At 74.7% G+C, this 24,658-nt stretch carries 21 protein-coding genes and 2 tRNA genes; 4 read left to right on the top strand and 19 right to left on the bottom strand.

The genetic code is table 11. The features are described 5' to 3' along the window. Positions 1–4 precede the first annotated feature (4 nt). From JOF54_RS15295 to JOF54_RS15270, 6 genes are all read right to left on the bottom strand, one after another. Positions 5–1,375, bottom strand: a complete 1,371-nt coding sequence (locus tag JOF54_RS15295) for a cystathionine beta-synthase (RefSeq protein WP_210057365.1) — start codon at positions 1,373–1,375, stop codon at positions 5–7. Between the two features lie 141 nt (positions 1,376–1,516). Then, on the bottom strand, positions 1,517–2,341 hold the full coding sequence (locus tag JOF54_RS15290; protein WP_210057364.1) for a Bax inhibitor-1/YccA family protein: 825 nt from the start codon (positions 2,339–2,341) through the stop codon (positions 1,517–1,519). Positions 2,342–2,469: 128 nt separating this feature from the next. Further along, positions 2,470–2,542 (bottom strand) — tRNA-Leu (locus JOF54_RS15285). Positions 2,543–2,605: 63 nt separating this feature from the next. Continuing rightward, positions 2,606–4,243, bottom strand: coding sequence for a metallophosphoesterase family protein (locus tag JOF54_RS15280; protein ID WP_210057362.1), 1,638 nt, complete (start codon positions 4,241–4,243; stop codon positions 2,606–2,608). A gap of 172 nt (positions 4,244–4,415) precedes the next feature. Beyond that, positions 4,416–5,363: a Ppx/GppA phosphatase family protein gene (locus JOF54_RS15275; RefSeq protein ID WP_210057359.1), complete on the bottom strand. Its 948-nt coding sequence runs from the start codon at positions 5,361–5,363 to the stop codon at positions 4,416–4,418. Further along, on the bottom strand, positions 5,360–5,908 hold the full coding sequence (locus JOF54_RS15270) for a DUF501 domain-containing protein (protein WP_210057357.1): 549 nt from the start codon (positions 5,906–5,908) through the stop codon (positions 5,360–5,362). Before JOF54_RS15270 ends, JOF54_RS15275 begins: the two co-directional genes overlap by 4 nt. Before the next feature lie 113 nt (positions 5,909–6,021). Here JOF54_RS15270 and JOF54_RS15265 point away from each other — a divergent pair, with 113 nt between their 5' ends. After that, on the top strand, positions 6,022–6,948 hold the full coding sequence (locus JOF54_RS15265) for a 1-phosphofructokinase family hexose kinase (protein ID WP_210057355.1): 927 nt from the start codon (positions 6,022–6,024) through the stop codon (positions 6,946–6,948). Positions 6,949–6,978: 30 nt separating this feature from the next. Here the strand turns inward: JOF54_RS15265 and JOF54_RS15260 are convergent, their stop codons facing one another. The 8 genes from JOF54_RS15260 to JOF54_RS15225 form a co-directional block, all read right to left on the bottom strand. Then, positions 6,979–7,485 carry an FtsB family cell division protein gene (locus JOF54_RS15260; RefSeq protein WP_210057353.1) on the bottom strand — a complete coding sequence of 169 codons (507 nt, stop codon included), beginning with the start codon at positions 7,483–7,485 and terminating at the stop codon, positions 6,979–6,981. 208 nt (positions 7,486–7,693) lie between these two features. Beyond that, positions 7,694–8,971, bottom strand: coding sequence for a phosphopyruvate hydratase (gene eno, locus JOF54_RS15255; RefSeq protein ID WP_210057351.1), 1,278 nt, complete (start codon positions 8,969–8,971; stop codon positions 7,694–7,696). A gap of 121 nt (positions 8,972–9,092) precedes the next feature. Then, positions 9,093–9,545 (bottom strand): hypothetical protein, encoded by a 453-nt coding sequence (locus JOF54_RS15250; protein ID WP_210057349.1) that lies wholly within the window; start codon positions 9,543–9,545, stop codon positions 9,093–9,095. A gap of 9 nt (positions 9,546–9,554) precedes the next feature. After that, positions 9,555–10,166, bottom strand: a complete 612-nt coding sequence (locus JOF54_RS15245; RefSeq protein WP_210059600.1) for a nucleoside triphosphate pyrophosphohydrolase — start codon at positions 10,164–10,166, stop codon at positions 9,555–9,557. 73 nt (positions 10,167–10,239) lie between these two features. After that, positions 10,240–10,782: a SurA N-terminal domain-containing protein gene (locus JOF54_RS15240; protein ID WP_210057348.1), complete on the bottom strand. Its 543-nt coding sequence runs from the start codon at positions 10,780–10,782 to the stop codon at positions 10,240–10,242. A 73-nt stretch (positions 10,783–10,855) separates the two neighbouring features. Then, entirely contained in the window at positions 10,856–14,452 is a 3,597-nt protein-coding gene (gene mfd, locus JOF54_RS15235) for a transcription-repair coupling factor (RefSeq protein WP_307804221.1), read from the bottom strand. 185 nt (positions 14,453–14,637) lie between these two features. Further along, positions 14,638–15,534, bottom strand: a complete 897-nt coding sequence (locus JOF54_RS15230; RefSeq protein ID WP_210057345.1) for a type IV toxin-antitoxin system AbiEi family antitoxin domain-containing protein — start codon at positions 15,532–15,534, stop codon at positions 14,638–14,640. A gap of 193 nt (positions 15,535–15,727) precedes the next feature. Continuing rightward, positions 15,728–17,476 carry a glycoside hydrolase family 36 protein gene (locus tag JOF54_RS15225; RefSeq protein ID WP_210057343.1) on the bottom strand — a complete coding sequence of 583 codons (1,749 nt, stop codon included), beginning with the start codon at positions 17,474–17,476 and terminating at the stop codon, positions 15,728–15,730. 149 nt (positions 17,477–17,625) lie between these two features. Between JOF54_RS15225 and JOF54_RS15220 the strand changes: the two genes are divergently transcribed. Next, positions 17,626–18,117, top strand: a complete 492-nt coding sequence (locus JOF54_RS15220; protein WP_210057341.1) for a hypothetical protein — start codon at positions 17,626–17,628, stop codon at positions 18,115–18,117. A 12-nt stretch (positions 18,118–18,129) separates the two neighbouring features. On the opposite strand, the gene pth is transcribed toward JOF54_RS15220, so the two are convergent. From pth to JOF54_RS15195, 5 genes are all read right to left on the bottom strand, one after another. Further along, a complete protein-coding gene (pth, locus tag JOF54_RS15215; RefSeq protein WP_210057339.1) occupies positions 18,130–18,714 on the bottom strand; it encodes an aminoacyl-tRNA hydrolase in 585 nt (194 codons plus the stop codon). 20 nt (positions 18,715–18,734) lie between these two features. Continuing rightward, positions 18,735–19,415 (bottom strand): 50S ribosomal protein L25/general stress protein Ctc, encoded by a 681-nt coding sequence (locus JOF54_RS15210; RefSeq protein WP_210057337.1) that lies wholly within the window; start codon positions 19,413–19,415, stop codon positions 18,735–18,737. Between the two features lie 362 nt (positions 19,416–19,777). Then, on the bottom strand, positions 19,778–20,755 hold the full coding sequence (locus tag JOF54_RS15205) for a ribose-phosphate diphosphokinase (protein ID WP_210057334.1): 978 nt from the start codon (positions 20,753–20,755) through the stop codon (positions 19,778–19,780). After that, on the bottom strand, positions 20,752–22,413 hold the full coding sequence (gene glmU, locus JOF54_RS15200) for a bifunctional UDP-N-acetylglucosamine diphosphorylase/glucosamine-1-phosphate N-acetyltransferase GlmU (protein WP_210057332.1): 1,662 nt from the start codon (positions 22,411–22,413) through the stop codon (positions 20,752–20,754). Before glmU ends, JOF54_RS15205 begins: the two co-directional genes overlap by 4 nt. 37 nt (positions 22,414–22,450) lie before the next feature. After that, positions 22,451–22,529: transfer RNA gene (locus JOF54_RS15195), tRNA-Gln, on the bottom strand. 210 nt (positions 22,530–22,739) lie between these two features. Between JOF54_RS15195 and JOF54_RS15190 the strand changes: the two genes are divergently transcribed. Continuing rightward, positions 22,740–23,342 (top strand): TetR/AcrR family transcriptional regulator, encoded by a 603-nt coding sequence (locus JOF54_RS15190; RefSeq protein WP_245360253.1) that lies wholly within the window; start codon positions 22,740–22,742, stop codon positions 23,340–23,342. A gap of 92 nt (positions 23,343–23,434) precedes the next feature. Further along, the gene (locus JOF54_RS15185) at positions 23,435–24,652 is read left to right on the top strand and encodes an MFS transporter (protein WP_307804220.1); all 1,218 of its coding nucleotides are present in this window, start codon (positions 23,435–23,437) and stop codon (positions 24,650–24,652) included. The last annotated feature ends 6 nt before the right edge of the window (positions 24,653–24,658 follow it).

Raw genomic sequence — 24,658 nt, 5'->3', positions numbered from 1 at the left:
CGGCTCAGCGCACGTCGCCGAGCAGGTCCTGCCGGGTCAGGACGCCGACGGGGTGCCCGTCGTCGAGGACCAGCAGGGCGTCGGCGTCCACCAGCAGGGCCACGGCGCCGTCGACGGCCTCGGTGGCCCCGAGGGTGGGCAGCGGCTGCTCCATGACCGTGGCGACCGGGTCGGCGGGGCCGGCCCGGTGGCTGAACAGCGCCCCGAGCAGGCCGCGCTCGCTGACCGAGCCGACGACCTCGGCCGCCATCACCGGCGGCTCGGCCTTGACCACGGGCATCTGCGAGACGCCGTACTCGCGCAGGATGGCGACGGCCTCGGCGATGGTCTCGTTGGGGTGGGTGTGCACCAGCGAGGGCAGGTCGCCCGACTTCTCGCGCAGCACGTCGCCGACGACGCGCACCGAGCCGGCCGGGCGCGGGGCGAACCCGTAGCGGGCCAGCCAGTCGTCGTTGAAGATCTTGGTGAGGTAGCCGCGGCCGGAGTCGGGCAGCAGCACGACGACGACGGCGTCCGGGTCCTCGATCTCGGCGGCCAGCCGGACGGCGGCCGCGGTCGCCATCCCGCAGGAGCCGCCCACCAGCAGGGCCTCCTCGCGGGCCAGCCGCCGGGTCATGGCGAAGGAGTCGGCGTCGGAGACCTCGATCACCCGGTCGGCGATGGTGGCGTCGTAGGTGGAGGGCCAGAAGTCCTCGCCCACCCCCTCGACGAGGTAGGGCCGGCCCGAGCCGCCCGAGTACACCGAGCCGCTGGGGTCCGCGCCGATCACCTGGACGCGACCGCCGGAGACCTCCTTGAGGTAGCGCCCGGCGCCGCTGATGGTGCCGCCCGTCCCCATCCCGGCGACGAAGTGGGTGATCCGGCCCTCGGTCTGGGCCCAGATCTCGGGCCCGGTCGTCTCGTAGTGGCTCAGCGGGTTGTTCGGGTTGCTGTACTGGTCGGGCTTCCAGGCGCCCGGGATCTCGCGCACCAGGCGGTCCGACGTCGAGTAGTAGGAGTCGGGGTGGTCGGGCTCGACCGCGGTCGGGCAGACGACGACGCGGGCGCCGTAGGCGGCCAGCACGTTCCGCTTGTCCTCGCTCACCTTGTCCGGGCAGACGAAGACGCAGGAGTAGCCCCGGCCCTGGGCGGCGATGGCCAGCCCGACGCCGGTGTTGCCGCTGGTGGGCTCGACGATGGTGCCGCCGGGCTGCAGGGAGCCGTCGCGCTCGGCCGCCTCGATCATCCGGACCGCGATCCGGTCCTTCACCGAGCCGCCGGGGTTGAGGTACTCGACCTTGGCCAGCACCAGGGGGGCCACGTCACCGGTCACGCGCGAGAGCTTGACCAGCGGGGTGTTGCCGATCAGCTCGGTCAGGGAGTTCACGTACTGCACGGGGCGAGCCTAGTGCGACGACGCCCCGCCGACCGCCCGCTCGGGCTCGCGCCCTGGTGGCGGAGGGCCCGGGACGCACGAGGGCCGCGCCACCCTGGCGGGGTGGAGCGGCCCTCGTGGTCGGGTCGGTGCGGCCGGGGGTTACCGGCGGAGGTAGGACAGCAGGCGCAGCATCTCGACGTAGAGCCAGACCATGGTGACGGTCAGGCCGAACGCCCCGCGCCACGACTCACGGGCCGGGGCGCCCATGGCGACACCCTTCTCGATGTAGTCGAAGTCGAGCACCAGGTTGAGCACCGCGAGCACGATGGCGATGGCCGAGATGCCCAGGGCCAGCGGGCCGACGGGGCCGGTGATGCCACCGCGGAGACCGCCGGTGCCGCTCACCAGGCTGAAGACGAAGTTCACGAGCATCAGCGCTGCGAAGGCGATCGTCGAGAGGACCACGATCTTCTGGAACTTGGCGGTGACCCGGATGTTGAAGAACTTGTAGGCCGCCAGGGTGACGCCGGCCGCGAAGAAGGTCGCCACCACGGCCTGGGCCACGATGCCGGGGTAGTACCCCTCGAAGACCTTGCTGATCATGCCGATGAAGACACCCTCGACGGCGGCGTAGAACAGCACGAGGCCCGGGTTCACCACCCGGCGGAGCGAGACGATCATGACGGCGACGAAGCCGACGAGACCCGAGAGGACCATCGCCGGGAAGTACAGCGCCGCGGGCACCAGGTACCAGGCGAGCCCGGCCGCGATGGCCAGCACGCCGAGGGTGACGGCGGTCTTGGTGACGACGTCGTCGAAGGTCATCCGACCTTCGGGGGCCTGCTGCACCGGCGCCGGCTGGCCGTAGGCCTCCGGCGGGTACTGCTGGTACGGCGAACGACCGTAGGAGTTCTGGCCGTACTGCGGTGCTGCGGGCGTGAACGCGTCCTGCTTGGAGAGGATCGGGTTCGAACTGCGCAACATGGTGATGTCCTCCTGAGCGAGCGCCAGGGGCGGCGCTACCCGCCAAGTCTACGAACGCGTCCCGCACGCGCGCGTCCTGCACACCATGAATCCGCTAAGAAGGGCCGGCCGCGCCCACGCCGGCGTCGTGCCCCCGGTGGGACTCGAACCCACACTGCGGCGGGTTTAAGCCGCCTGCCTCTGCCGTTGGGCTACGGGGGCCCGGGCCCGCGATCCTAGTGCCGGCCCGAGCACCCCGACCGGCCGCGCACCCCGACGCCGCGCTCAGCCGGTCGGCGTCGCCGTGGGCGAGGGGCTGGCCCCGCCGAGCCGGGCGCGCGTCTCCTCGGGGAGCGCGTCGAGGTCCCCCGTCGCCGTGGGCGCGTCGATGACGACGTCCGCCTCGGGCGTGAAGTGCACCGCCTGCACCCCGGTGATGAGCCCGGTGGCGTCGTCGCGGAAGTAGAAGTAGACGTCGGCGGTCTTCAGCGGCGGCGAGAACGGCGTGCTGAACGAGGTGATCGTGGGCTGGCGCACGCCGCCGGCGGTGCCCTGCTGCATGCCGACGGTCCACGAGCCGTCGCCGTGGGTGACGACGGTGGGCCCGGACTCGCTGTGGAAGTGCCCCCAGGTGATGAGCCGGGCGCCGGGGTCGGTCGCCGACATCAGCACCACCGACGCCGCCGGCTGGTGGACCATGAGGACGTCGACGGGGCGGGTCGCGGCCGCCTGCAGCATCCGGGTCCCCAGCTGCTCCTCGGTCTCGGGGCGGTCCAGCGTCCGGTCCTGGCTGAACGGCACGTTGTGCTCGGGGTCGTCGTCGCCGAGCACCCGCAGCCCGGCCGCGTCGACGGTGCTGCCGTCGAGCACCACCATCCCCTCGGCCCGCTGCTGGGTCTCGGTGACGTCGGAGTCGTGGTTGCCGCTGGCCACCACCAGCGGGACCTGGGCGCCGGCCGCGATGCCGGCCTCGCGGCGGATGCACGTCTTCTCCACCGCCGTGCCGTTGACGGTGTCGTCGCCCGAGCTCAGCACCACCCGCGGCCGGGTGGCCTGGGCCAGCCGGGTGATCAGCTCGGTCATCGCCTGGTTGCAGTGCAGGTCGCTGAAACCCAGCAGCATCGTCTCGCCGGGACCGGGCTGCGGCAGCCGGTCGAGCTGGGCGGACAGGTCGTCGACCGCGGTGTCGATGTAGGTCTGGACGGCGGCCTGCTGGCGCCCGCTCAGCAGGGTGACCCCGCGGATGCCGCGGTCGAGCAGGTCGGCGAGCACCCGGCTGTCGACGGTCACCGAGGCGAACCGGCTGCCCGCGGCGATGGTCACCGGGATGCGGGTGCCGGCCGGCGTGCTGGGCGCCAGCACCGAGCCGAGCACCAGGACGAGGACGGCGACGTAGACCGCGCCCGTCCGGCGGCGGGTGACCGTCCGGGCCACCCACGGGCTGAGCAGCTGGCTGCGCAGCCGCCAGACGGCGAAGGCCAGCAGCAGGACGGCCTCGGCCTTCGCGCCCTGCAGCAGGGCGTCCACCTGGAGCTCGTCGACGATGGCCTCGACGACCACCTCCGGCTCCTCGTAGAGGCTGGTGTAGGCGGCGAGCGTCTCGGAGGAGAACAGCGAGTTCAGCGTGGACGCGGCCGTCCCGACGCTGCCGACGGTCGCCGTCACCCCGACGGGGGCGACCGGGCTGGGCAGGAACGCCTTGCCGATCGGCCCCAGGTCGACGGCGATCTCGCCGGAGAAGCTGGTGGCGAAGGTGACCCGGTGCGGGCCGACGTAGTCCTCGACCTCGGCGTGGCCGAGGCCCCAGGCCGCCGCGAACGGCAGCGCGAGCAGGGCGGCCAGCAGGGTGGTGCCCAGCGCCCGCAGCACCCCGGCCCAGAGCGCGCGGCGCGAGCGCACCGCCGCGGCGTGGCGCGCCAGCACGGTGACGAGGCTGCGGCGTCGGGGGATCCCGGTCAGCCCGCGTCGCGTCCGTCCGGCGTCGGGCCGGAACGGGCGCCCCGTCGAACCGGCCCGGGACGACCGGCGCCCGGGGGGAGGGCCGTCCATAGGACGTCGAGACTACCGTCCGGCGCCGGGCGGTCCGCCGGCCGCGTCAGCGCGGACCGGTCGGGTCCGTCCGGCGGAGCAGGTCCAGCGCCGTGCCGTCGAGGATGTCGGACTCGCTGACCAGCCAGCCGTCGACGCGCAGCCGCTCGGCCACCCGGACGGCGATCAGGGTGCCCGCGGTGACGACGTCGGCCCGGCCGGGGTGCATGGAGGGCAGCGCGCGGATCTGCTCGACGGTGGAGCCGAGCAGCCGGCCGAACAGCTCCCGCAGGTCGGGCAGCGCGATCACCGAGCCGTGCACCCGCTCGCGGTCGTAGTGCTCCAGGCCGAGGTGGACCCCGGCCAGGGTGGTGGCGGTGCCGGCCACCCCGATCCAGGTGCCGACCGCCGCGAAGTCGATGCCGGTGGTGTCGAGCAGGGCGTCGACGTGCGCGGTCGCCGCGGCGACGGCGTCGGCTGCCGGCGGGTGCGCCGAGAGGAAGCGCTCGGTCAGCCGGACCGAGCCGATGTCGAGGGAGATCGCCGACGTGACCGCGCCGGCGGCGCTGCCCACGATGAGCTCGGTGGACCCGCCGCCGATGTCGACGACCAGCACCGGCTCGGCGGCCGGGGCGACCCGGCTGAGGGCGCCGACGAAGGACAGCTGCGCCTCGGTGTCGCCGCTGATCACCTCCGGGGTGACCCCGAGCCGCTCGCGGATGCCGGCGAAGAACACCTCGCGGTTGCGGGCGTCGCGGGAGGCGGAGGTGGCGACGAAGCGGATCCGGCTGCTGGGCACCCCGGCGTCGCGGATCAGGGCGGCGTAGGCGTCGGTGGCGGCGAAGGTCCGGGCGAGGGCGTCGGGGTGGAACTCCCCCGTCGCGTCCACGCCCTGCCCCAGCCGGACGACCTCGGTCCGCCGGTCCAGCTCGGCCAGCCCGCCGTCGGGACCGGGCTCGGCGATCAGCAGCCGGATGGAGTTGGTGCCGCAGTCGACGGCCGCGACGCGGTTCACCGGTGCTCCCCGGTCGTCGCCGGTGCGGAGCCGTCGGCCGAGGGGTCGCCCCCGTCGTCGGGCAGGCAGGGTCGGCGCCAGAACTCGCCCACCGCGGCCAGGGCCTCGTCGCCCAGCGGGTTGACGCCCGGCCCCGCGGCCAGGCTGTGCGCGACCAGGACGTGCAGGCACTTGACCCGGTCGGGCATCCCGCCGGCGCTGACGCCGGCGATCTCGGGCACCTCGCCCAGCTCGGCGCGGTCGCGCAGGTACGCCTCGTGGGCGGACCGGTAGGCCGCGGCCAGCGCCTCGTCCTCCTGCAGCCGCGCGGTCATCGTCGCCATCACGCCCTGGGACTCCAGGGTCGAGCAGGCCGACGTCGCCCGCGGGCAGGTCAGGTAGTAGGTGGTGGGGAACGGGGTGCCATCGGCGAGCCGCGGCACGGTGGCCACCACCGACGGCTTGCCGCAGGGGCAGCGGGCCGCCACCCCGGCCACGCCGCGCGGGGGCCGCTGCAGCTGGGCCGTCACCGTCGTCTCGTCCTCCGCCGTCAGGGGTTCGCGCACCCGGACAGTCTCTCAGGCTCCCGACCGGCCGGGCCCGACCCCGGTGCCGGTGCCGGTGCCGGTGCCGGGCCGAGGCGCGTGAGGCCGGTCGGCGCTCCACTAGGGTGCGGCGGGTGATCACGGTCGCCGCGCTCAGCCCGTCCCTCGACCTGACCTACCTGCTCGACTCCTACCGGCTGGGCCGGATGCACCGCGTCCCCGGGCCCGTCGCCGTCGCCGGCGGCAAGGCGCTGAACATGGCGCGGGCCGCCAGCGCCGTCGGGGCCGAGGTGGTCGTCGTCGTGCTGCTGGGCGGCCCCACCGGGGTGCGGGTCTCCCGGATCGCCCGCGCGGAGGGGCTCGACCTCGTCGTCGTCGGAGCCGACGCCGAGACCCGGACCTGCGTGTCGGTCGCCGCGGCCGACACCGGTGAGCTGACCGAGATCTACGAGGACCCCCCCGCCGTCCCGCCCGCGGTGCTCACCCGGCTGGAGGGGGTGCTGGCCGCCGAGCTCGGCCGCCGGCCGGGCTGGCTGTCGATCTCGGGCCGCGGACCCGTCGGCTCCGCCGACGCCGTGCCGGACCTGGTGCGGCTGGGTGCGGCGCACGGGGCGCGGGTCGCCGTCGACACCCACGGCGAGTCGCTGCCCGGGGCCGTCGCCGCCCGACCGGCCCTGCTGAAGATCAACCGGGCCGAGGCGGCCGAGGTGCTGGGCGTGCCCGAGGGCGGCGACCTGGCCGCGATGGCCGCCGCGCTGCACGAGCGCAGCGGGGCGGCGGTGGTGCTCACCGACTCGACCGCCGGGGCGGTGACGGCCGGGACCGACGGGGTCTGGGCGGTCGGCCCCTCCGCGCGCCGGGGCCGCTACGCCGTCGGCAGCGGCGACAGCTTCCTGGGCGGGCTGCTGGCCGGCCTGGACGCCGGGGACCCGCTGGCCGAGGCCGTCCGGCTGGGCACGGGCTGCGCCGTCGCGAACGCCCTGGTCCCCGGCCAGGGGCACTTCGACGTGGCGGTGGCAAGGGCGGTGGCCGCCGAGGTGGTGCTCAGCCGGCTCGGCTGAGACTCCTGGGTCCGCCGGGACGGACGGTCGTCAGCGGGTGCCGTCGGCCGTCTCGGTCTTGGTCGTGATGGTCTTCTCCTTGGGCTTGGCCGGCGCCGGCTGGTCGGCCGCCTCCACCGAGCCCCAGAGCTTCGCCCACCAGGCGTCCTGCGGCTCGGCGACCGTGCTGCCCGACGACTCGATCTCCGCGCCCCCGCCCAGCGGGTTCCCCTGGGCGTCGACGACCTGGTAGCCCGTCTCCCCGGGGACGACCCAGCCGAGCCGCTGGCGGGCCTGGGTGCGGACGTAGTCGGCGTCGCCCCAGCGGCCCAGCTGGCCCTGGAGGTCGGCGATCCGCTCCTGGCGCTCGCTGATCTCGGCGCGGGTGGAGGCGATCTCGTGCGACTGCGCGAAGTAGATGCGGAGCGACGAGGCGTAGGAGATGGTCAGCACCAGCAGCACGACGACGAGCGCGACGGCCCGGGTGGTGAGGCTGGCGCCGAACCGCGACGCGCGGCGGGCGGGGCCGACGGGGCTCGCACCCGCCCCGGAGATCACCGGCTCCGGCGTGCTCGGCGAGCCGGGCGACGACGGCGAGGACGCCGACCGCACGGGAGCCGCGGCCCCCGGGCGGAGCGGCGGCCGCGCGCGGGTCTTGCCCCGGCCCGGACCGGAGCCCGGGCGTGCCGGCGGACGGGGTCCGCTCGGCACGCTCAGGCCCTCCGGCCGGGACGGGTGGTGCTCATGGGTCCCAGCATGCCTGGGTTCAGGCCTGGAACCGCGGGAACGCGCCGACGCCGGCGTAGCGGGCCGCGTCGTCGAGGTCCTCCTCGATGCGCAGCAGCTGGTTGTACTTGGCCACCCGGTCGGTGCGCGCGGGCGCCCCGGACTTGATCTGCCCGCAGTTCGTGGCCACGGCCAGGTCGGCGATCGTCGTGTCCTCGGTCTCGCCCGAGCGGTGGCTCATCATGCAGCGGAAGCCGGCGCGGTGGGCGAGGTCGACGGCGTCGAGGGTCTCGGTCAGCGAGCCGATCTGGTTGACCTTCACCAGCAGCGCGGACGCCGCCTTCTCGGTGATGCCGCGCTGCAGGCGGGTCACGTTGGTGACGAAGAGGTCGTCGCCCACGACCTGGACGCGGTCGCCGATGCGGGCGTTCAGCGCGGTCCAGCCGGCCCAGTCGTCCTCGGCCAGCGGGTCCTCGATGGACACGATCGGGAAGTCGCGGACCCACTGCTCGTAGATCGCGGTCATCTCGTCGGCGGACTTGGTACCGCCCTCCCAGTGGTAGACCCCGTCGCGGAAGAACTCGCTGGCGGCGACGTCCAGGGCCAGCGCGATGTCGGTGCCCAGCTTCAGGCCGGTCGACTCGACGGCGGTGGAGATCAGCTCGAGCGCGGCGACGTTGGCCGGCAGGTTCGGGGCGAAGCCGCCCTCGTCGCCGAGGCCGGTCGAGAGGCCCTGCTTCTTCAGCACCGACTTCAGCGCGTGGTAGACCGACGCGCCCTGCTCGAGGGCGTCGCGGAAGGTGGTCGCGCCGATCGGGGCGATCATGAACTCCTGCACGTCGACGTCGGAGTCGGCGTGCGAGCCGCCGTTGACGATGTTCATCATCGGCACCGGCAGGGTGTGGGCGTTCGGGCCGCCGACATAGCGGTAGAGCGGCAGGTCCGCGGAGTTGGCGGCGGCGTGGGCCACGGCCAGCGAGACGCCGAGGATGGCGTTCGCGCCCAGCTTGGACTTGTTGTCGGTGCCGTCGAGGTCCAGCATCGCCTGGTCGACGAGGCGCTGCTCGCTGGCCTCGTAGCCGACGAGCTCGGGCCCGAGCTGGTCGATGACGCCGAGGACGGCCTTGCTGACGCCCTTGCCGCCGTAGCGGGCGTCGCCGTCACGCAGCTCCACCGCCTCGAACGCGCCGGTGGAGGCGCCGGAGGGGACCGCGGCCCGGCCCTCGGAGCCGTCGTCGAGGATGACCTCGACCTCGACCGTGGGGTTGCCGCGGGAATCCAGGATTTCGCGTGCGCCGACGAACTCGATACTCGCCACGAGTGCTGCCTTTCGGTGGTGCCCCGGCTCTCCAGCGACCCCGGGGCTCAGGAGACTTTGCCGGTCTCACCCTAGCGGCGGAGCGCTCCCCGGGGCACCGCGGCGCCCCGGGGCGGACGGCTCAGCGGCGGCGGCGGTGGCCCAGGCGGTGCGCGACGTTGACGCCGACGATGCCCGCCCAGGACACGGCGATCCCCAGCAGGCCGGGCTCGACGTTCATGGCGCTGATCGCGGTGATCGGCACCCCGACGCCGAGGGAGATGATGCCCAGCACGAACCCCTGGCGCTGCGCGGTGCGCTCCAGCTCGAGGTCGTGGTCGGCGGCGGTGCCGCGGTGCCGCAGCTCCGCGGTGCGGTAGGCCACCAGCTCCTCGACGCGGTCGGCGAGGCCCGAGGCGATGTCCTCCTCGTACTCCGCGCCCAGCTCGCGGCGGGCCTCCCAGGCGGCGGCCACGTCGGTGCGGGTGCCGACGTCGCGGCCGGCGGGCCGGCGCGGCGGCTGGGGCCGGCGCTGCTCGGGCCGGTACGCGGGCTCCCGGTAGGAGGGCTCGGGCCGGTAGGAGGGGTCGGACATGCCAGCAGGTTAGTGCTCGGCGGGCTCCGGGGGAACGGACTCGGCCGCCAGCACGCGGCGCTCCAGGGCGCGGACGGCGTCGCGCACCGCCTGCTCGGGGTCGACGCCGCTGGCGTGCGCCCGGGCGACGAGGTCGAGCACCGCCGTCCCCACCTCGTCCGCGGTGACCGGGGCGTCGGGCAGCTCCACGGGCACCTGGCGCGAGCGCGAGCGGGCCACGACCTTGTGCCCCCGCGCCAGCGCCGACATCTGCTCGGGGATCCCCTGCAGCGCCGAGGTCCGGCCCTTCTCGACGGCCTTGCGCTGCTCCCACGTCCGGTGCAGGTCGGCCGGCACCGCGTCGGGCACCCCCGAGCCGCCGGCCGGGGCGAAGACGTGCGGGTGCCGGCGGACCAGCTTGTCGGCGATGCCGCGGGCGACGTCCTCGAGGTCGAAGGCCGACGCGATCTCGGCGTGGAAGACGACCTGCAGGAGCAGGTCGCCCAGCTCCTCGCGCAGGTGCGCCTCGTCGCCGGACTCGATGGCCTCGACGGTCTCCGAGGCCTCCTCCAGCAGGTACTGCACCAGGGTGCGGTGGGTCTGCTCGGCGTCCCACGGGCAGCGCCGGCGCAGCACCTCCATCACCTCGACGAGGCGGACGGTCTGCGGCAGCCCGGGCCCGGGGTCGGCGACCGGCGCGTCGGTCACCGGGGGCTCACGGGGCCGGCGCGGGCTCGACCGGCTCCGAGAGGGAACCCGTCCGCCCGGACACGACGGTCTTCTGCGCGGGGTCGAGGACGCCGTAGCGCGGGTTGAGCGTGACGTCGCGCTCCGCCAGCTCGGCCAGGAAGGCGTCGGCGCCCAGCTTCTGGGCGACGATCTGGGAGTCGGCGACGTCGTTCACGACCTCGCGCGCCTCGGGCACCTTCGTCAGCGGGGCCAGCTCGCTCTGCGCCAGCACGGCCTCGCGGTCGGCGTCGGTGAGGGCGATGCCCTGCTCGGCGGCGATCTGCTCGGCCAGCTCGCCCTGGATCATGGCGTTGACGACGGCCTCGCTGGAGACCGTCTGGCCCTCCTGCAGCGTCGTGCTGAGCCCGTCGACGGCCTGTTCCAGCTGGGTCTGGGTGATCTTCTCACCGCCGACGTAGGCCACCACCGACGGCGACGCGCCGCTGCAGCCGGTCAGGGCCGCCGTGGCCGTCAGCACGAGTGCGGCGGCGGCCGCGCGACGCAGCCGCGGTGCGGGGAGGAGCTTCATCGACCGTCCTCGGGGTGGGTGCGGGGTGGTGCGGGTGGAGCGGGTGGCGCCGATCCTACGGGTCCGGTCCTGCTCAGCCGAGGAACACGTCCTGGATCACCTTGCCGCACCAGGCCAGCAGCGCGGTGTCGGTGACCGGCGGGCCGCCGATGGTCGAGCTGACCGGCCGCGGCACCAGGATGATGTTCGCGGTCTCCTTGACCAGCGTGCGCGGGTAGAGCCGCTGCAGCCGGAGCTTCTTGGAGTCGGGCAGGTCGGCCGGGCCGAAGCGGATGTGGTTGCCCTGGCTGACCACCTCGCTGATGCCCGCGGTACGGGCCAGGAGCCGGAACCGCGCCACCTCCATGAGGGTGAGCACGGGCGCCGGCGGGGCGCCGTAGCGGTCGTGCAGCTCGGCCTCGACGGCCTTGAGGTCGGCCTCGGCGCGCACCTCGGCCAGCCGCTTGTACATCTCCAGCCGCAGCCGCTCGGACTCGACGTAGTCGGTCGGCAGGTGGGCGTCGACCGGCAGCTCGATGCGGACCTCGGGCTCGGGCTCGGTGTCGACGCCGCGGTACTCGGCGACGGCCTCCCCCACCAGCCGGATGTAGAGGTCGAAGCCCACGTCGGCGATGTGCCCGCTCTGCTCCCCGCCCAGCATGTTGCCGGCGCCGCGGATCTCAAGATCCTTCATGGCGATGGCCATGCCGGCGCCGAGGTCGGTGTGCGCGGCGATGGTGGCGAGCCGGTCGTGCGCGGTCTCGGTCAGCGGCTTGTCCGGCGGGTACAGGAAGTAGGCGTAGCCGCGCTCGCGGCCGCGGCCCACCCGGCCGCGCAGCTGGTGCAGCTGGGACAGGCCCAGCAGGTCCGAGCGCTCGATGAGCAGCGTGTTGGCGCTGGAGATGTCCAGGCCGGCCTCCACGATCGTCGTGGCGACCAGAACGTCGGCCCGGCGCTCCCAGAAGTCGACCATCACCTGCTCCAGGCGCTGCTCGCCCATCTGGCCGTGGGCGGTGACGACCCGGGCCTCGGGCACCAGCTCGCTGATCCGCCGGGCGACCTTGTCGATGCTCTGCACCCGGTTGTGCACGTAGAACACCTGGCCCTCGCGCATCAGCTCGCGCCGGATGGCCGCGGTCACCTGGGCCTCCTCGTAGGGACCGGCGAAGGTCAGCACGGGGTGCCGTTCCTCCGGCGGGGTGGCGATCGTGCTCATCTCCCGGATGCCGGTGACGGCCATCTCCAGGGTGCGCGGGATCGGCGTCGCCGACATGGCCAGCACGTCGACGTGGGTCCGGAGCCGCTTCAGCTGCTCCTTGTGCTCGACGCCGAAGCGCTGCTCCTCGTCGATGATGACGAGCCCGAGGTCCTTGAACTTGACCTCACCGCCCAGCAGGCGGTGGGTGCCGACGACGACGTCGACCTTGCCGTCCGCGACGCCCTCCATGGTCGCGCGGACCTCGGCGTCGGACTGGAAGCGGCTGAGCGGCGCGACGTTGACCGGGAACCCGGCGTAGCGGTCGGCGAAGGTGGCGTGGTGCTGCTGGACCAGCAGCGTCGTGGGCACCAGGACCGCGACCTGCTTGCCGTCCTGGACGGCCTTGAACGCGGCCCGGACGGCGATCTCGGTCTTGCCGTAGCCGACGTCGCCGCAGATCAGCCGGTCCATCGGGACGATCTGCTCCATGTCCCGCTTGACCTCGTCGATGGCGGCCAGCTGGTCGGGCGTCTCCACGAAGTTGAAGGCGTCCTCCAGCTCGCGCTGCCAGGTCGTGTCCGGGGAGAAGGCGTGCCCGCGGGTGGCCTGCCGCGCGGCGTAGAGCTTGATGAGCTCGGCGGCGATCTCGCGGACGGCCTTGCGGGCCCGGCCCTTGCGCTTGGCCCAGTCGGCGCCGCCCATCTTGTCCAGCGTCGGGCTCTCCCCGCCGACGTAGCGGGTGACCTGGTCCAGCTGGTCCATGGGCACGAACAGCCGGTCGCCCGGCTGGCCCCGCTTGGAGGGCGCGTACTCGATGAGCAGGTACTCCCGCGTCGCGTCCTGCACCGTGCGCTGGACCATCTCGACGTAGCGGCCGACGCCGTGCTGGGCGTGCACGACCGGGTCGCCCGGGGTGAGCTCCAGCGGGTTGATCTGGTTCTTGCGCCGGCCGGGCATCTTGCGCGCCGACTTGTCCGGCGGCCGCTGGCCCGAGAGGTCGGAGGTGGTGAACAGCGCCAGCTTGAGGCTGTCGGCCACGAAGCCCGTGCGCAGCTCGCCGGTGACGATGGTGACCATGCCCTCGGCGGGGGTCTCGGTGAGGTCGTCGCGCTCCCGGACGGCCAGCTCGCGCTCGGCGGCGACCTCGGCGTAGCGCTTGCTCGTGCCCTTGCCCTCGGCCACCAGCACCACGCGCCAGCCCTCGCGGGCCCGGCGGGCGATGTCGGCGATCGCGGCCTCGGTGTCGCCGCGGTGGCTCTCGGCCAGGTGGCCGGCGATGGTGCGGGACTCGACCCCGGCCGCGCTGACGCTGGTCCGGAGGTCCACGACCTCGCCGTCGTCGGTCCGGACGAGACCAGCGGGACCGTCGTCGGCGCCCGGGCCGGAGCTGAACGGCGACAGCGTCCACCAGGCGAGGCCGCGGGCCATCGCGACGGAGCGGACGTCGGCCAGCGGGCGGTAGGAGGAGGCCCCGAGGTCGACGGGCGCCTTGCCGCCGCCGGCGGCCGCCGCCCAGGAGGCGTGCAGGAACTCGTCGCTGGTCTTGACCAGGTCGACGGCGCGGCTGCGCACCAGCTCGGGGTCGCAGACCAGCACGTGGGTCTCCGGCGGCAGCAGCTCGACGAGCAGCTCCATGCCGTCGACGAGCACCGGGGACAGCGCCTCCATGCCGTCGACGGCGTGGCCCTGGGCGATCCGCTCGAGCATGTCGGACAGCTCGGGGTGCTCCTGGGACAGCGCGGCGGCGCGCGCCCTGACCTCGTCGGTGAGCAGCAGCTCCCGGCACGGCGAGGCGGTGACCTCGCGCAGGGTCAGGTCGCTGGAGCGCTGGTCGGCGACGGTGAAGTAGCGGATCTCCTCGACGGTGTCGCCGAAGAAGTCGATGCGGACCGGGTGCTCCTCGGTGGGCGGGAAGACGTCGAGGATGCCGCCGCGGACGGCGAACTCCCCGCGCCGCTCGACGAGGTCGACCCGGACGTAGGCCGCGCCGACGAGCCGGGCGGTCAGGTCGCCGAGGTCGTGGTCCTCGCCGGTGACGATGCGGACCGGCAGCAGGTCGGCCAGGCCCTTGACCTGCGGCTGCAGCACGCTGCGCACCGGCGCGACGAGGATCTTCGGCGCGGGCAGCTCGGCGTTGCCGGCCAGCCGCCGGAGCACGGCGAGCCGTCGGCCGACGGTGTCCGAGCGCGGGCTCAGCCGCTCGTGCGGGAGCGTCTCCCACGCGGGGTAGTAGGCGACGGCCTCCTCGCCCGCGAGGGACTGGAGGGCGGCCGTCACGTCCTCGGCCTCGCGGTAGGTGGACGTCACCACGAGCACGGGGCGCTCGGCGCCGCCGTGCGCGCTCGAGGCCGCCAGCGCGGCCGCGACGAACGGCCGCATCGAGGGCGGTGAGGTCAGGTCCAGCGCCGGCAGCCGACGCGCGCGCGCGTCGTCGATGCTGGCGGAGAGAGTGGGGTCGGTGCAGAAGAGGTCGACGAGTCCCGTCAGGGTCACCGGACAAACTTACAGGCCCCCGCGGACGCTCCCCACCGCGTGCGTCACCGCACCTCCTCCCGCGTCCCTCCCCCGCTCCCGCGCCCCGCCGGGACGACCGCGCCCCGTGCACCGGGCGCGGTAGTGCCGGCGGGGCGCGGGAGTGCGGGCGGGGCGCGGGAGCCCGGGCGGGGCTCGGGCTCCGGTCAGCGGGTGCCGCGGCGGAAGGCGCGCAGGATCCGGGCGCGCAGCTCCTCGGGACGCCGGAGGTCGTCCCGCACCCAGCGGACCACCTGCCAGTCGAGGTCGCGGACGGCGTCCTCGCGCCGCTTCTCCTCCACCACGGCGTCGGACGGCGTCTGCCCCGGGCGGAGGAGCTTCCCGTACTTCACCAGGCCGTCGAACTCGCCGAGCGTCCGGTGCTCCTCCCAGCCGAAATCCGCGCGGGCGACGAGGCGGCTGGCGGCGTCGCGGACCTCGTGCTGGAGGCTGGTCGGCGCCAGCCCGAGGTGGTGCAGGGTCACCCGGCTGCACGACTCCCACGGGCTCTCGCTCCGGGCGTCGAGCAGGGCCACGGCGCGACGGGCGGCCGCGACGCCCGGTCGGCCCGCGGCCGCCTCCAGGCCGAGCAGGAGGTCGTCCGCGTCCAGGCCCCGCCGCAGGGCGGCGTCCCCGGCCGCCACCGCGCGGTGCAGCGGGAGCGCCCGGCCGAGGTCGACGACGGTGCGGACCGGGCTCGTGACCCGGAGGCCGGCGACCTCGACCACCTCGTCGTCGGCGAGCGGGGCGACGTGCACGTGGACGTTGCCCCGCCGCTTGCCGCGGCCGGCGGCGCGAGTGACCTGGACGTGCACCAGCTGCTCCGGCCACACGGGCAGCCCGTGCAGCACCGCGGCGGACCCGTGGCTGAGCACGGAGCCGTCGCCGAGCAGGGGCCACGTCGCCGCCACGAGCTGCCGGTGCCGCGCGGCCGGGTCGGCGGCGGCCGCCCCGGCGGGCAGGTAGGTCCCGCGCCGGAGCCGGACCAGCTCGCCCCGGGCCGTCAGCCGCGCCAGCTCGTGCGGGGCCAGCAGGGCCAGGCGCGGGTCCGGGGAGCGGGGCACGCCCCAGCCGACCACGCCGGGACCGGCCCTGACGAGACGCTCCGGACGATCTGTGGACGACGCCGACCAGCCGTCCCGCGCCCCTCGTCGACGGCCGCGCCCCGTCGGGACGGCCGCGCCCCGTGCAGCGGGCGCGGGAGTGCGGACGGGGCGCGGGAGTCGCGGCGGGGCGCGGGAGCGGGGCGCGGCGGCGTCAGCCGAGCCGGAGGCGGAGGCTCCCCCAGGGGTCGACGGGGAGGTCGAGCAGGCCGGGACCGGCGGCGGTGACGGGTCCGGCGCCGGCGCCTGCCGCCGTCCGCGCCGTGCCGTCGAGGACGGGGCGGCGGGTCCGGACCGTCACCCGGGGCTCCGCGGTCGCGTTCACCACGTCGACGTGGCCGATCGGGAAGGCGTCGAGGTCGACGACGACGGGGGCGTGCCGGACGACGACGGCCCGGTCGAGGTCGGGGCGGACCGCGCTCACCGTCGCGTAGCCGTCCTCGGCGCCGGTGACCTCGAGGACGCCGTGCTGGGTGACCTCCGCGTGCTCGCGCCACAGCCCGAGCAGGCCCTCGAGCGCCGCGGACTGCACCGGCTCCAGCGCGGCCAGCCGCATGGAGATCTGCGGCACGGCGAACCAGCCGGCGTAGAGCTGCTGCGCCACGGCGGCCGCCCCGCCGACCGGGCCCCACATCATCGGGTCGGCGTGCACCACCCGGCCCGCCGCGACCAGCCGGGCGTCGACGACCGAGCGGCGGTTGACGACGGCGTCGGCCGGGCAGTCGCCGGCGCGCAGGACCTGGGCCGAGCGGGCCAGGGCGGGGCTGACGTAGGGCTGGCGGAACTCGAAGCCGACGCCGGCCCGGTCGGCGTCGACGAGCGCCCGGCGCAGGTCGGCCAGCAGCGCAGCCATCGCCTCGCCCACGTCGCCCTCGCCCGGCTCGTCGCGGTAGACCATGGCCTGGTCGAGGAAGTCGATCTTCAGCAGGTCGACGTCGTGCTCGACGACCAGCCGCAGGCAGGTCTCGACGACGAAGGCGCGGACCTCGGCGTGCCGCGGGTCGAGCACGTGGCAGCGCAGCCCCTCCTCGACCCGGACCGGCGCGAACGGCGCCATCCGCGCGAAGACGGCGCTCTGGTCCCCCAGCAGCAGCGGCGCCACCCACAGGGCGACGGCGAGGCCCTGGGCGTGCAGCCGGGCGACGGTGCCGGTCAGGTCGGGGAACTTCTCGGGGTCGGCCACCCAGTCGCCGCAGCCCTGGTAGCCGCGGCCGCGGGCGAAGCGCTGCCAGCCGTCGTCGAGGAACAGCGAGCCGCAGCCCAGCCGGGCCGCCAGCGCGCCCTCGGCGGTGACCACGGCGTCGTCGACGTCCTGGGTGAACGTGTACCAGGTCGAGTAGACCGGAACCCGAGCCGCGGGCGGCGGGTCCAGCGGCGGCTCGGCGTGCCGGTCGGACAGCCAGCCGGTCAGCCGCTGCGCGACGGTCGCGAGCGTCTCCCCGGAGGTGTCGAGCAGCACCCGCAGGGGCGTGGCCCGGGGCCGCACGGGCCGGGCCTCGACGACGAAGGTCTTGTGCTCCTCCGACACCCCGAGGGTGACGGCGAGCTCGGCGACGTCCTCGTCGGCGGCCCAGCCGAGCAGGACCCGGCCGGTGGCGTCGTGCAGCGCGCCCAGCGGGACGGAGGAGACGAGGCTGGTGACGGTCCGGCCGGACCAGTCCGGCGGCAGCGGCCGGGTGCCGGCGGCCATCGGGTGCCACCAGGCGACGGCGTCGGCGAGGTCGACCTCGAGCCGCAGGCCCGGGCGGCCGTCGCCCGCGGCGAGGCTGACCTCGAGCAGCCCCGGGCCGGAGGACGTCGTCGTCGCCGTCGTGCCGGGGTCCGGGCGGGCGAGCCGGAGGCCGGGGACGCCGGGCAGGTCGAGGTCGGCAGCGGCGGGGGTGGGCGTCGGGTCCGGGGTCACGGCCCCACCCTGGCCGAGGGGCGCGGCCGGCGCCAGGACCGCCGCGGGCCGGGTGCCGCTCTCGGGTCGGTAACGGTCGCGCCGATCGCGCCGCGCACCGGGCGCGGCGACCCTAGGGTCGGCCGCACCTACGTCTCGAAGGACCGGCCGTGTCGACCACCTCGCCCTCGTTCTCACCCGCTCCCCCGCCCGGCGCGGGCTGGGCGGCCGCGCCGCCCCACGTGCCGCTGCCGCCGCCGGGCACCCCGGCCTTCCCGCCCGCGCCGGTGCCGCCGCGCACGTCGGGGCTGGCCGTCGTCGCCGTGGTGCTGGCTTCGCTCGCGATGGTCGGCACCGTCGTCAGCGCCCTGTGGTTCGGCGGGAGCGGCATCGAGGGCTCGTCCGAGGACGGCTATTGGGGCCCGCTGACCGGGCAGATCGCCGTCGACGACGGGCGGGTGGCGGGCGTCGACCTCGCCGCGGCCGTCCGGAGCCACGTCGAGTCCGACGGCGGCCAGGTGGGGCGGATGAGCTGCCCCGACACCGCCGGGGTGGGCCAGAACGTCACCACCGTGTGCCACGGCCAGGTCGACGACGCCGAGTGGGCGATGGTCGTCTTCTTCGAGGACACCGGCGGGAACTTCACGATCCTGCCGGTGTGAGACGCGCCGCGGTCAGGAGTTGAAGGCGCTCTGGGTGCGCTCGAGGCCCACCTGCACCAGCGACTCGACGGCGTCGGCGGCCCGGACCACCTCGACGCCCAGACCCTCCCGCTCGCGCGCGGAGAAGTTGCTGAGGAGGAAGTCGGCCGGGTCCTGGCGGCCCGGCGGACGGCCGACCCCGACCCGCACGCGGAAGTAGTCGCCGGTGCCCGTCGAGCTGCGGATGGAGCGCAGGCCGTTGTGGCCGTTGTCGCCCCCGCCGAACTTCACCCGGAGCTGGCCGGGGTCCAGGTCCAGCTCGTCGTGCACGACGACGAGCCGGTCCGGGGCGATCTTGTAGTACGCGAGCAGCCGGGAGACCGGACCGCCCGTCTCGTTCATGTAGCTCCGGGACTTGGTCAGCCCCAGCCGGGGGCCGTCCGCCCCGGGCGGGCCGAGCCGGCTCTCCGCCAGCTCGGCCTTGATGCCCTTGGGCTTCGCGAACGAGGACCGCGTCCGGCGCGCCAGCTCCTCGACCACGAGGAAGCCGACGTTGTGCCGGTGACCTGCGTAGGTCGGGCCCGGGTTCCCGAGCCCGACCACCAGCCAGGGCAGCATGCGCCAGGACTACGCGGGCGTCAGGACTGCTCGGCCGCGTCGGCGGCCTCGCCGGTGCCGGTCTCGCCGTCACCCTCCTCGGGGACCTCGTCACCCTCGGCGATGGTCGGCTCGATGCCGGCCTCGGCCTCGGCCTCGGCCAGCTCGGCCTCGACCTCGGCGGCCGTCGGCGCACCGGTGATGTTGATGACCAGGGCCTCGGGGTCCATGCCGAGGGTCGCGCCCTCGGGGAGCTGGATGTCCTTGGCGAGGATCTGCGTGCCGGGAGCCAGGCCCTCGATCGAGATCACGATCTGGGTCGGGATGGCGGTCGCGTCGGCCTCGACGGGGATGCTGTTGTGGTCGACCACGACGAGGGTGTCCGGAGCGGCCTCGCCCTCGACCAGGATCGCGACGTCGACGGTGACGAGCTCGCCGCGGCGGACGAGGACCAGGTCGACGTGCTCGATGGTGTGCTTGATCGGGTCGCGCTGGACCTGCTTCGGCAGCGCGAGCTGGGAGGTGCCGTCGACGTCGATGGACAGCAGCGCGTTGTTGGTGCGCAGCGCCAGCAGGGTCTCGTGACCCGGCAGCGTGATGTGGATCGGGTCGGTGCCGTGGCCGTAGAGCACGGCGGGCACCTTGTCGGCGCGGCGGATCCGGCGGGCAGCGCCCTTGCCGAACTCGGTGCGGACTTCGGCGGTGAGCTTGACCTCGGGCACGAAACGAACTCCTCAGAAGAACTGGCGGTGGTGTGACCTGCAGGCCTGGCGAGGAGGACGACCGTCCGGGCGGGATGGAGCGAGCAGCCCGCATCCCTCGTCGATCACGGTGCGCGACCCTCGCCGAGGCAACTGGTCCAGCTTAGCCGAACCGGCGCGGGGGCGGAAACCCGTGCGGCCGGCCGCGGCCTCTGACCGCGGGCATCCGCGGCCTGAGCTCCCGTCACCCGCGGCCTGAGCCTGTCGAAGGCCCTTCGACAGGCTCAGGGAGCGGTGGTCGGGTCAGGCCCTTCGACGGGCTCAGGGAGCGGGGCCCTTCGACAGGCTCAGGGAGCGTGAGGTCGGCGATCAGGGAGCGGGGGTCAGCTCTGGCCGCCGAAGAGGCTCGTGACCGAGCCGTCCTCGAACACCTCGCGGATGGCGCGGGAGATGAGCGGGGCGATGGAGAGGACGGTCAGGCCCTCGAAGCGGCGCTCGTCGGGGATGGGGAGGGTGTTGGTCACCACGACCTCCTCGAAGCCGCTGGCCGTCAGCCGCTCGATGGCCGGGCCGGAGAGGACGGCGTGCGTCGCGGCGGCGATGACGGCCTTGGCCCCGCGCGCCTTGAGCGCCTCGGCGGCCTGGCAGATCGTGCCGGCGGTGTCGATCATGTCGTCGACCAGCAGGCAGACCTTGCCCTCGACGTCGCCGACGACCTCGTGCACCGCGACGGTGTTGGCCACGTTGGGGTCGCGGCGCTTGTGGATGATCGCCAGCGAGCAGCCGAGCTGGTCGGTCCACATGTCCGCGAGCCGCACCCGGCCGGCGTCGGGGGAGACGACCGTCATCTCGGCGGTGTCGTAGCGGGCCGAGATGTGCTCGCTCAGCACCGGCAGCGCCCACAGGTGGTCGACGGGGCCGTCGAAGAAGCCCTGGATCTGCGCCGCGTGCAGGTCGACCGACATCAGCCGGTTGGCGCCGGCGGTCTTGAACAGGTCGGCCATCAGCCGGGCCGAGATCGGCTCGCGGCCGCGGTGCTTCTTGTCCTGCCGCGCGTAGGGATAGAAGGGGGCGACGACGGTGATCCGCTTCGCCGACGCCCGCTTGAGGGCGTCGACCATGATCAGCTGCTCCATCACCCACTCGTTGATGGGCGCGGCGTGGCTCTGGATGACGTAGGCGTCGCAGCCCCGGACCGACTCCTCGAACCGGACGTAGATCTCGGAGTTCGCGTAGTTCAGCGCCCGGGTGGGCACGAGCTCGAGGTCCAGGTGGGTGGCGATCTCCTCCGCCAGCTCGGGGTAGGCCCGTCCCGAGAAGAGCATCAGGTGCTTCTCGTTGGGCTTCTTGAATCCGGTCATCCGTGGGCGTTCCCCTCGTCGTCCTGCGGGCCCGGGCGCTGGTCGCCGCCCGGGTGGTCGTGGGCCTGCTGCTGCACCTGCTGGTCCTGGACGGGCGCGGGCTGCGCCTGCTGCGTCTGCAGGGGGGCCGCGGTGGCGGCCTGGTCCTGCTCGGGCGCGGAGCCGACCGGCTCGGCACCGGCCACGGCGGCCTCGGCCGCCTGCGCCGTCCGCGTCCCGGCCCGCTTGCGCGCGACCCAGCCGGCGACGTTGCGCTGCCGGCCGCGGCTGACCGCCAGCGCCCCGATCTCGACGTCGCTGGTGATCGTCGAGCCGGCGGCGACGTAGGCGCCGTCGGCGATGACCACCGGCGCGGTGAGCACCGAGTTGCTGCCGACGAAGCTGAAGGCGCCCACGGTGGTGGTCGCCTTGTGCACGCCGTCGTAGTTGGCGAAGATCACGCCGGCCCCGATGTTGGCGCCGTCCCCCACCTCCGCGTCGCCGACGTAGGAGAGGTGCGGGGCCTTGGCGCCGGCACCCAGCCGGGCGTTCTTCGTCTCGACGAAGGTGCCGATCTTCGCGCCCGCGCCCAGCCGGGTGCCGGGCCGCAGGTGGGCGAAGGGGCCGACGCTGACGTCCGGCCCGATCACCGCGAGCGAGGCGTGGGTGCGGCTGACGTGCGCGCGCTCCCCCACCTCGACGTCGACGAGGGTGGTGTCGGGGCCGACGACCGCGCCGGCGGCGACCGAGGTCGCCCCCTCGAGGCTGGTGCCGGGCAGCAGGGTGACGTCAGTGCCGAGGTCGACCGAGGCGTGCACCCAGGTGCTGGCCGGGTCGACGACCGTCACCCCGGCCCGCATCCAGCGCTCCAGCAGCCGGCGGTTGAGCTCGGCGTTGATCCGGGACAGCTGCACCCGGTCGTTGACGCCCTCGGTCAGCCAGGCGTCCGCGGTCAGGTGGGCGCTGACCAGGCCGCCCTCGCGGCGGGCGGAGGAGAGCACGTCGGTGAGGTAGAGCTCGCCCTGGGCGTTGTCGGGCCGGAGCGCCGCCAGCCCCCGGCGCAGCGTGCCCGCCTCGAAGACGTAGATCCCGGAGTTGATCTCGCTGATGGTCCGCTGGTCCTCGTCGGCGTCGCGGTGCTCGACGACGGCCTCGACGGCGCCGCCCGCGTCGCGGACCACCCGGCCGTAGCCCGTCGGGTCGGCGACCTGCGCCGTCAGCACGGTGACGGCCGCGCCCTGGTCGCGGTGGTCGGCCAGCAGCCCGGCGAGGGTGTCGCCGTCCAGCAGCGGGACGTCGCCGTAGGTGACGACGACCTCCCCGCTGAGCTCGGGCAGCGCGGCCAGCGCGACCTGCACGGCGTGCCCGGTCCCCCGCTGCTCCTCCTGCACCACCGTGGTGACGTGCGGCGCGATCTCGGCGAGGTGGGCCTCGACCTGCTCGCGCAGGTGGCCGACCACGACGACGACGTGCTGGGGCTGCAGGGTGGTGGCGGCCGTGACCGCGTAGCTCAGCAGGCTGTGGCCGGCGACCTCGTGCAGCAGCTTGGACCGCGCGGAGCGCATCCGCTTGCCCTCGCCGGCGGCCAGCACCACCACGGCCGCGACGGTGCCGGGGCCTCCCGGGGTGTCGTCCTCGGCGGGAGCGGGCTGCACGGGCGCGTCGGGCTGTTCGGGCATCGAGCTCTCTTCGCTGGTGGTGGACGTCCTGCGGCAGCTCCCCGGGTAGGAGTCGAACCTACGTCGCTGGTCCTGATTCAAAGTCAGGCGGGCCCTGCCGGCAGACCAACCGGGGAACGACCGGTCCGGGGACCGACCGGGGACCACCCTATGCGAGCAGGACCCCTGCCGCACCCCGGCCGCGGGCCGGCCGGACCCGCCTGCGACGGCGCGCCGGAGCCCGGGTTCGGCGCCCCGGAGCCGCACCCCGCAGACTGGGCGGCATGGCAGCACGGGACGCGGAACGGCGCGAGTCCACGCGCGCCCGCCGTCCCGGCCGCGTCCGGATGTCCGGGGCGGACCGCCGCGAGCAGCTCATCGACGTCTCCCGCTCGCTCTTCGCGCAGCGCGGGTTCGACGGCACCTCGGTGGAGGAGATCGCCGCCACCGCCCTGGTCAGCAAGCCCGTCGTCTACGAGCACTTCGGCGGCAAGGAGGGCCTCTACGCCGTCGTCGTCGACCGCGAGGTGCGGACCCTGCTGGACGGCATCCGCGGCTCGCTGACCTCGGGCCACCAGCGCGAGCTGCTGGAGCAGGCGGCGCTGGCGCTGCTGGACTACATCGAGGCGCACACCGACGGCTTCCGGATCCTGGCCCGCGACTCCTCCCTCGGCCACGCCGGCGGGTCCTTCGCGACGATCCTCAACGACGTCGCCACCCAGGTGGAGGGCATCCTCTCGGCCGAGTTCAAGCGCCAGGGGCTCGAGCCCAAGCACGCCCCCATCTACGCCCAGATGCTGGTCGGGATGGTGGCCATCACCGGCCAGTGGTGGCTGGACGCGCAGCACCCGGGCAAGCGCGAGGTCGCCGCCCACCTCGTCAACCTCTCCTGGAACGGGCTGAGCCACCTGCAGGCCAAGCCCACGCTGGTCACCGACCCCGGTCGCTGACCCGCCGCCAGACCCGCCCGGCTTGCCCCCGCCCTCCCCCGGGCCCTATCGTCGTCGCTGTTCTCTTAATCGATACAGAAGACGGATGCGCTGTGGCCACGACGACCTCCCCCGCCCCTGCCACCGGCCGGGCGGCCCCGCTGGGCTCCCCGACGGCCTCCCGCGCCGTCGCCCTCCTGTTCGCGGTCAACGGCATGCTCATCGGCGGCAACGGCGGCGCCCTGCCGTCGCTGCGCGAGAAGCTGGAGATCGACGACAGCCACGTGGCGCTGATGCTCTTCTGCGGCGGGCTGGCCGGCATCCTCTCCATGCAGGTGGGCGGCCGGCTGGCCGACGCCGTCGGCGCGCGGGCCGTGGCGCTCTGCGGGCTGCCGGTGCTGATCGCCTCGGCCGTCACCATCGCCCTGGCCCCGACCTTCGGCGTCGCCGTCCTCGGCCTGGTCCTGCTGGGCCTCGGCAACGGGGCGATGGACGTCGGGATGAACGCCCTCGGCGTGCAGGTCGAGGCGGCCCGCCGCCAGCCGGTGATGAGCACCTTCCACGCCTGGTTCTCCATCGGCGGCTTCGCCGGTGCCGGTGCGGTGCTGCTGCTGGCCCGGGTGCTGGGCGTCGAGGGCGGCGACGTCGTCACCCCTCTGATGCTGGGGCTGGCCGCGATCGCGGTCGTCGTGCTGGTGGTGCTGGTGCGGATCACCCCGCAGAGCGCGGTCGTCGCGCACACCGTCGACGGTGTCCGCGCGCGGATCCCCCGCGCCGCCTGGGTGCTGGGCCTGATGGCGCTGGCCTTCGGCCTGTCCGAGGGCACCGCCGTCGACTGGTCGGCCATCCACGTCACCGACGTCGCCCGGGTCGACCCCACGACCGGCGCGCTGGGCCTGATCGCCGTCAACGGCTTCATGGTCGTCATCCGGTTGCTGGGCGACCGGCTGGTGGCCCGGTTCGGCCGCCGCGCCGTCGTCCGCTTCGGCGGCGCCTGCGCCGCCGCCGGCTACGTCGTGGTGACCCTGGTGGGCACGCTGCCGCTGCTGGTCGCCGGCTGGTGCCTGGTGGGCTTCGGCGTCGGGATGATCGCCCCGCAGGTCTACGCCGTCGCCGGCCACCTCGGCGGCGGACGGGTGCTGGCCGTCGTCGTCACCTTCGGCTACGCGGCCTTCCTGATGGGCCCGGCCGTGATCGGCTTCCTCGTCCGGCACCTCGGCATCCAGCACACGATGGCGGTGCCCGCGCTGCTCTGCGCCGGGATCATCGCGCTGGCGGCGACCATGCCGCGGACCGACACCGACCTGGCCGGGGCGCGCGACCGCGGCTGAGCGGAC

Origin of the sequence: Microlunatus capsulatus (assembly GCF_017876495.1) — a bacterium.
GTDB classification, from domain to species: Bacteria; Actinomycetota; Actinomycetes; order Propionibacteriales; family Propionibacteriaceae; genus Microlunatus; species Microlunatus capsulatus.
The sequence above is the reverse complement of the archived record's forward strand: the minus strand, read 5'-3'. Positions and strand labels throughout refer to the sequence as shown.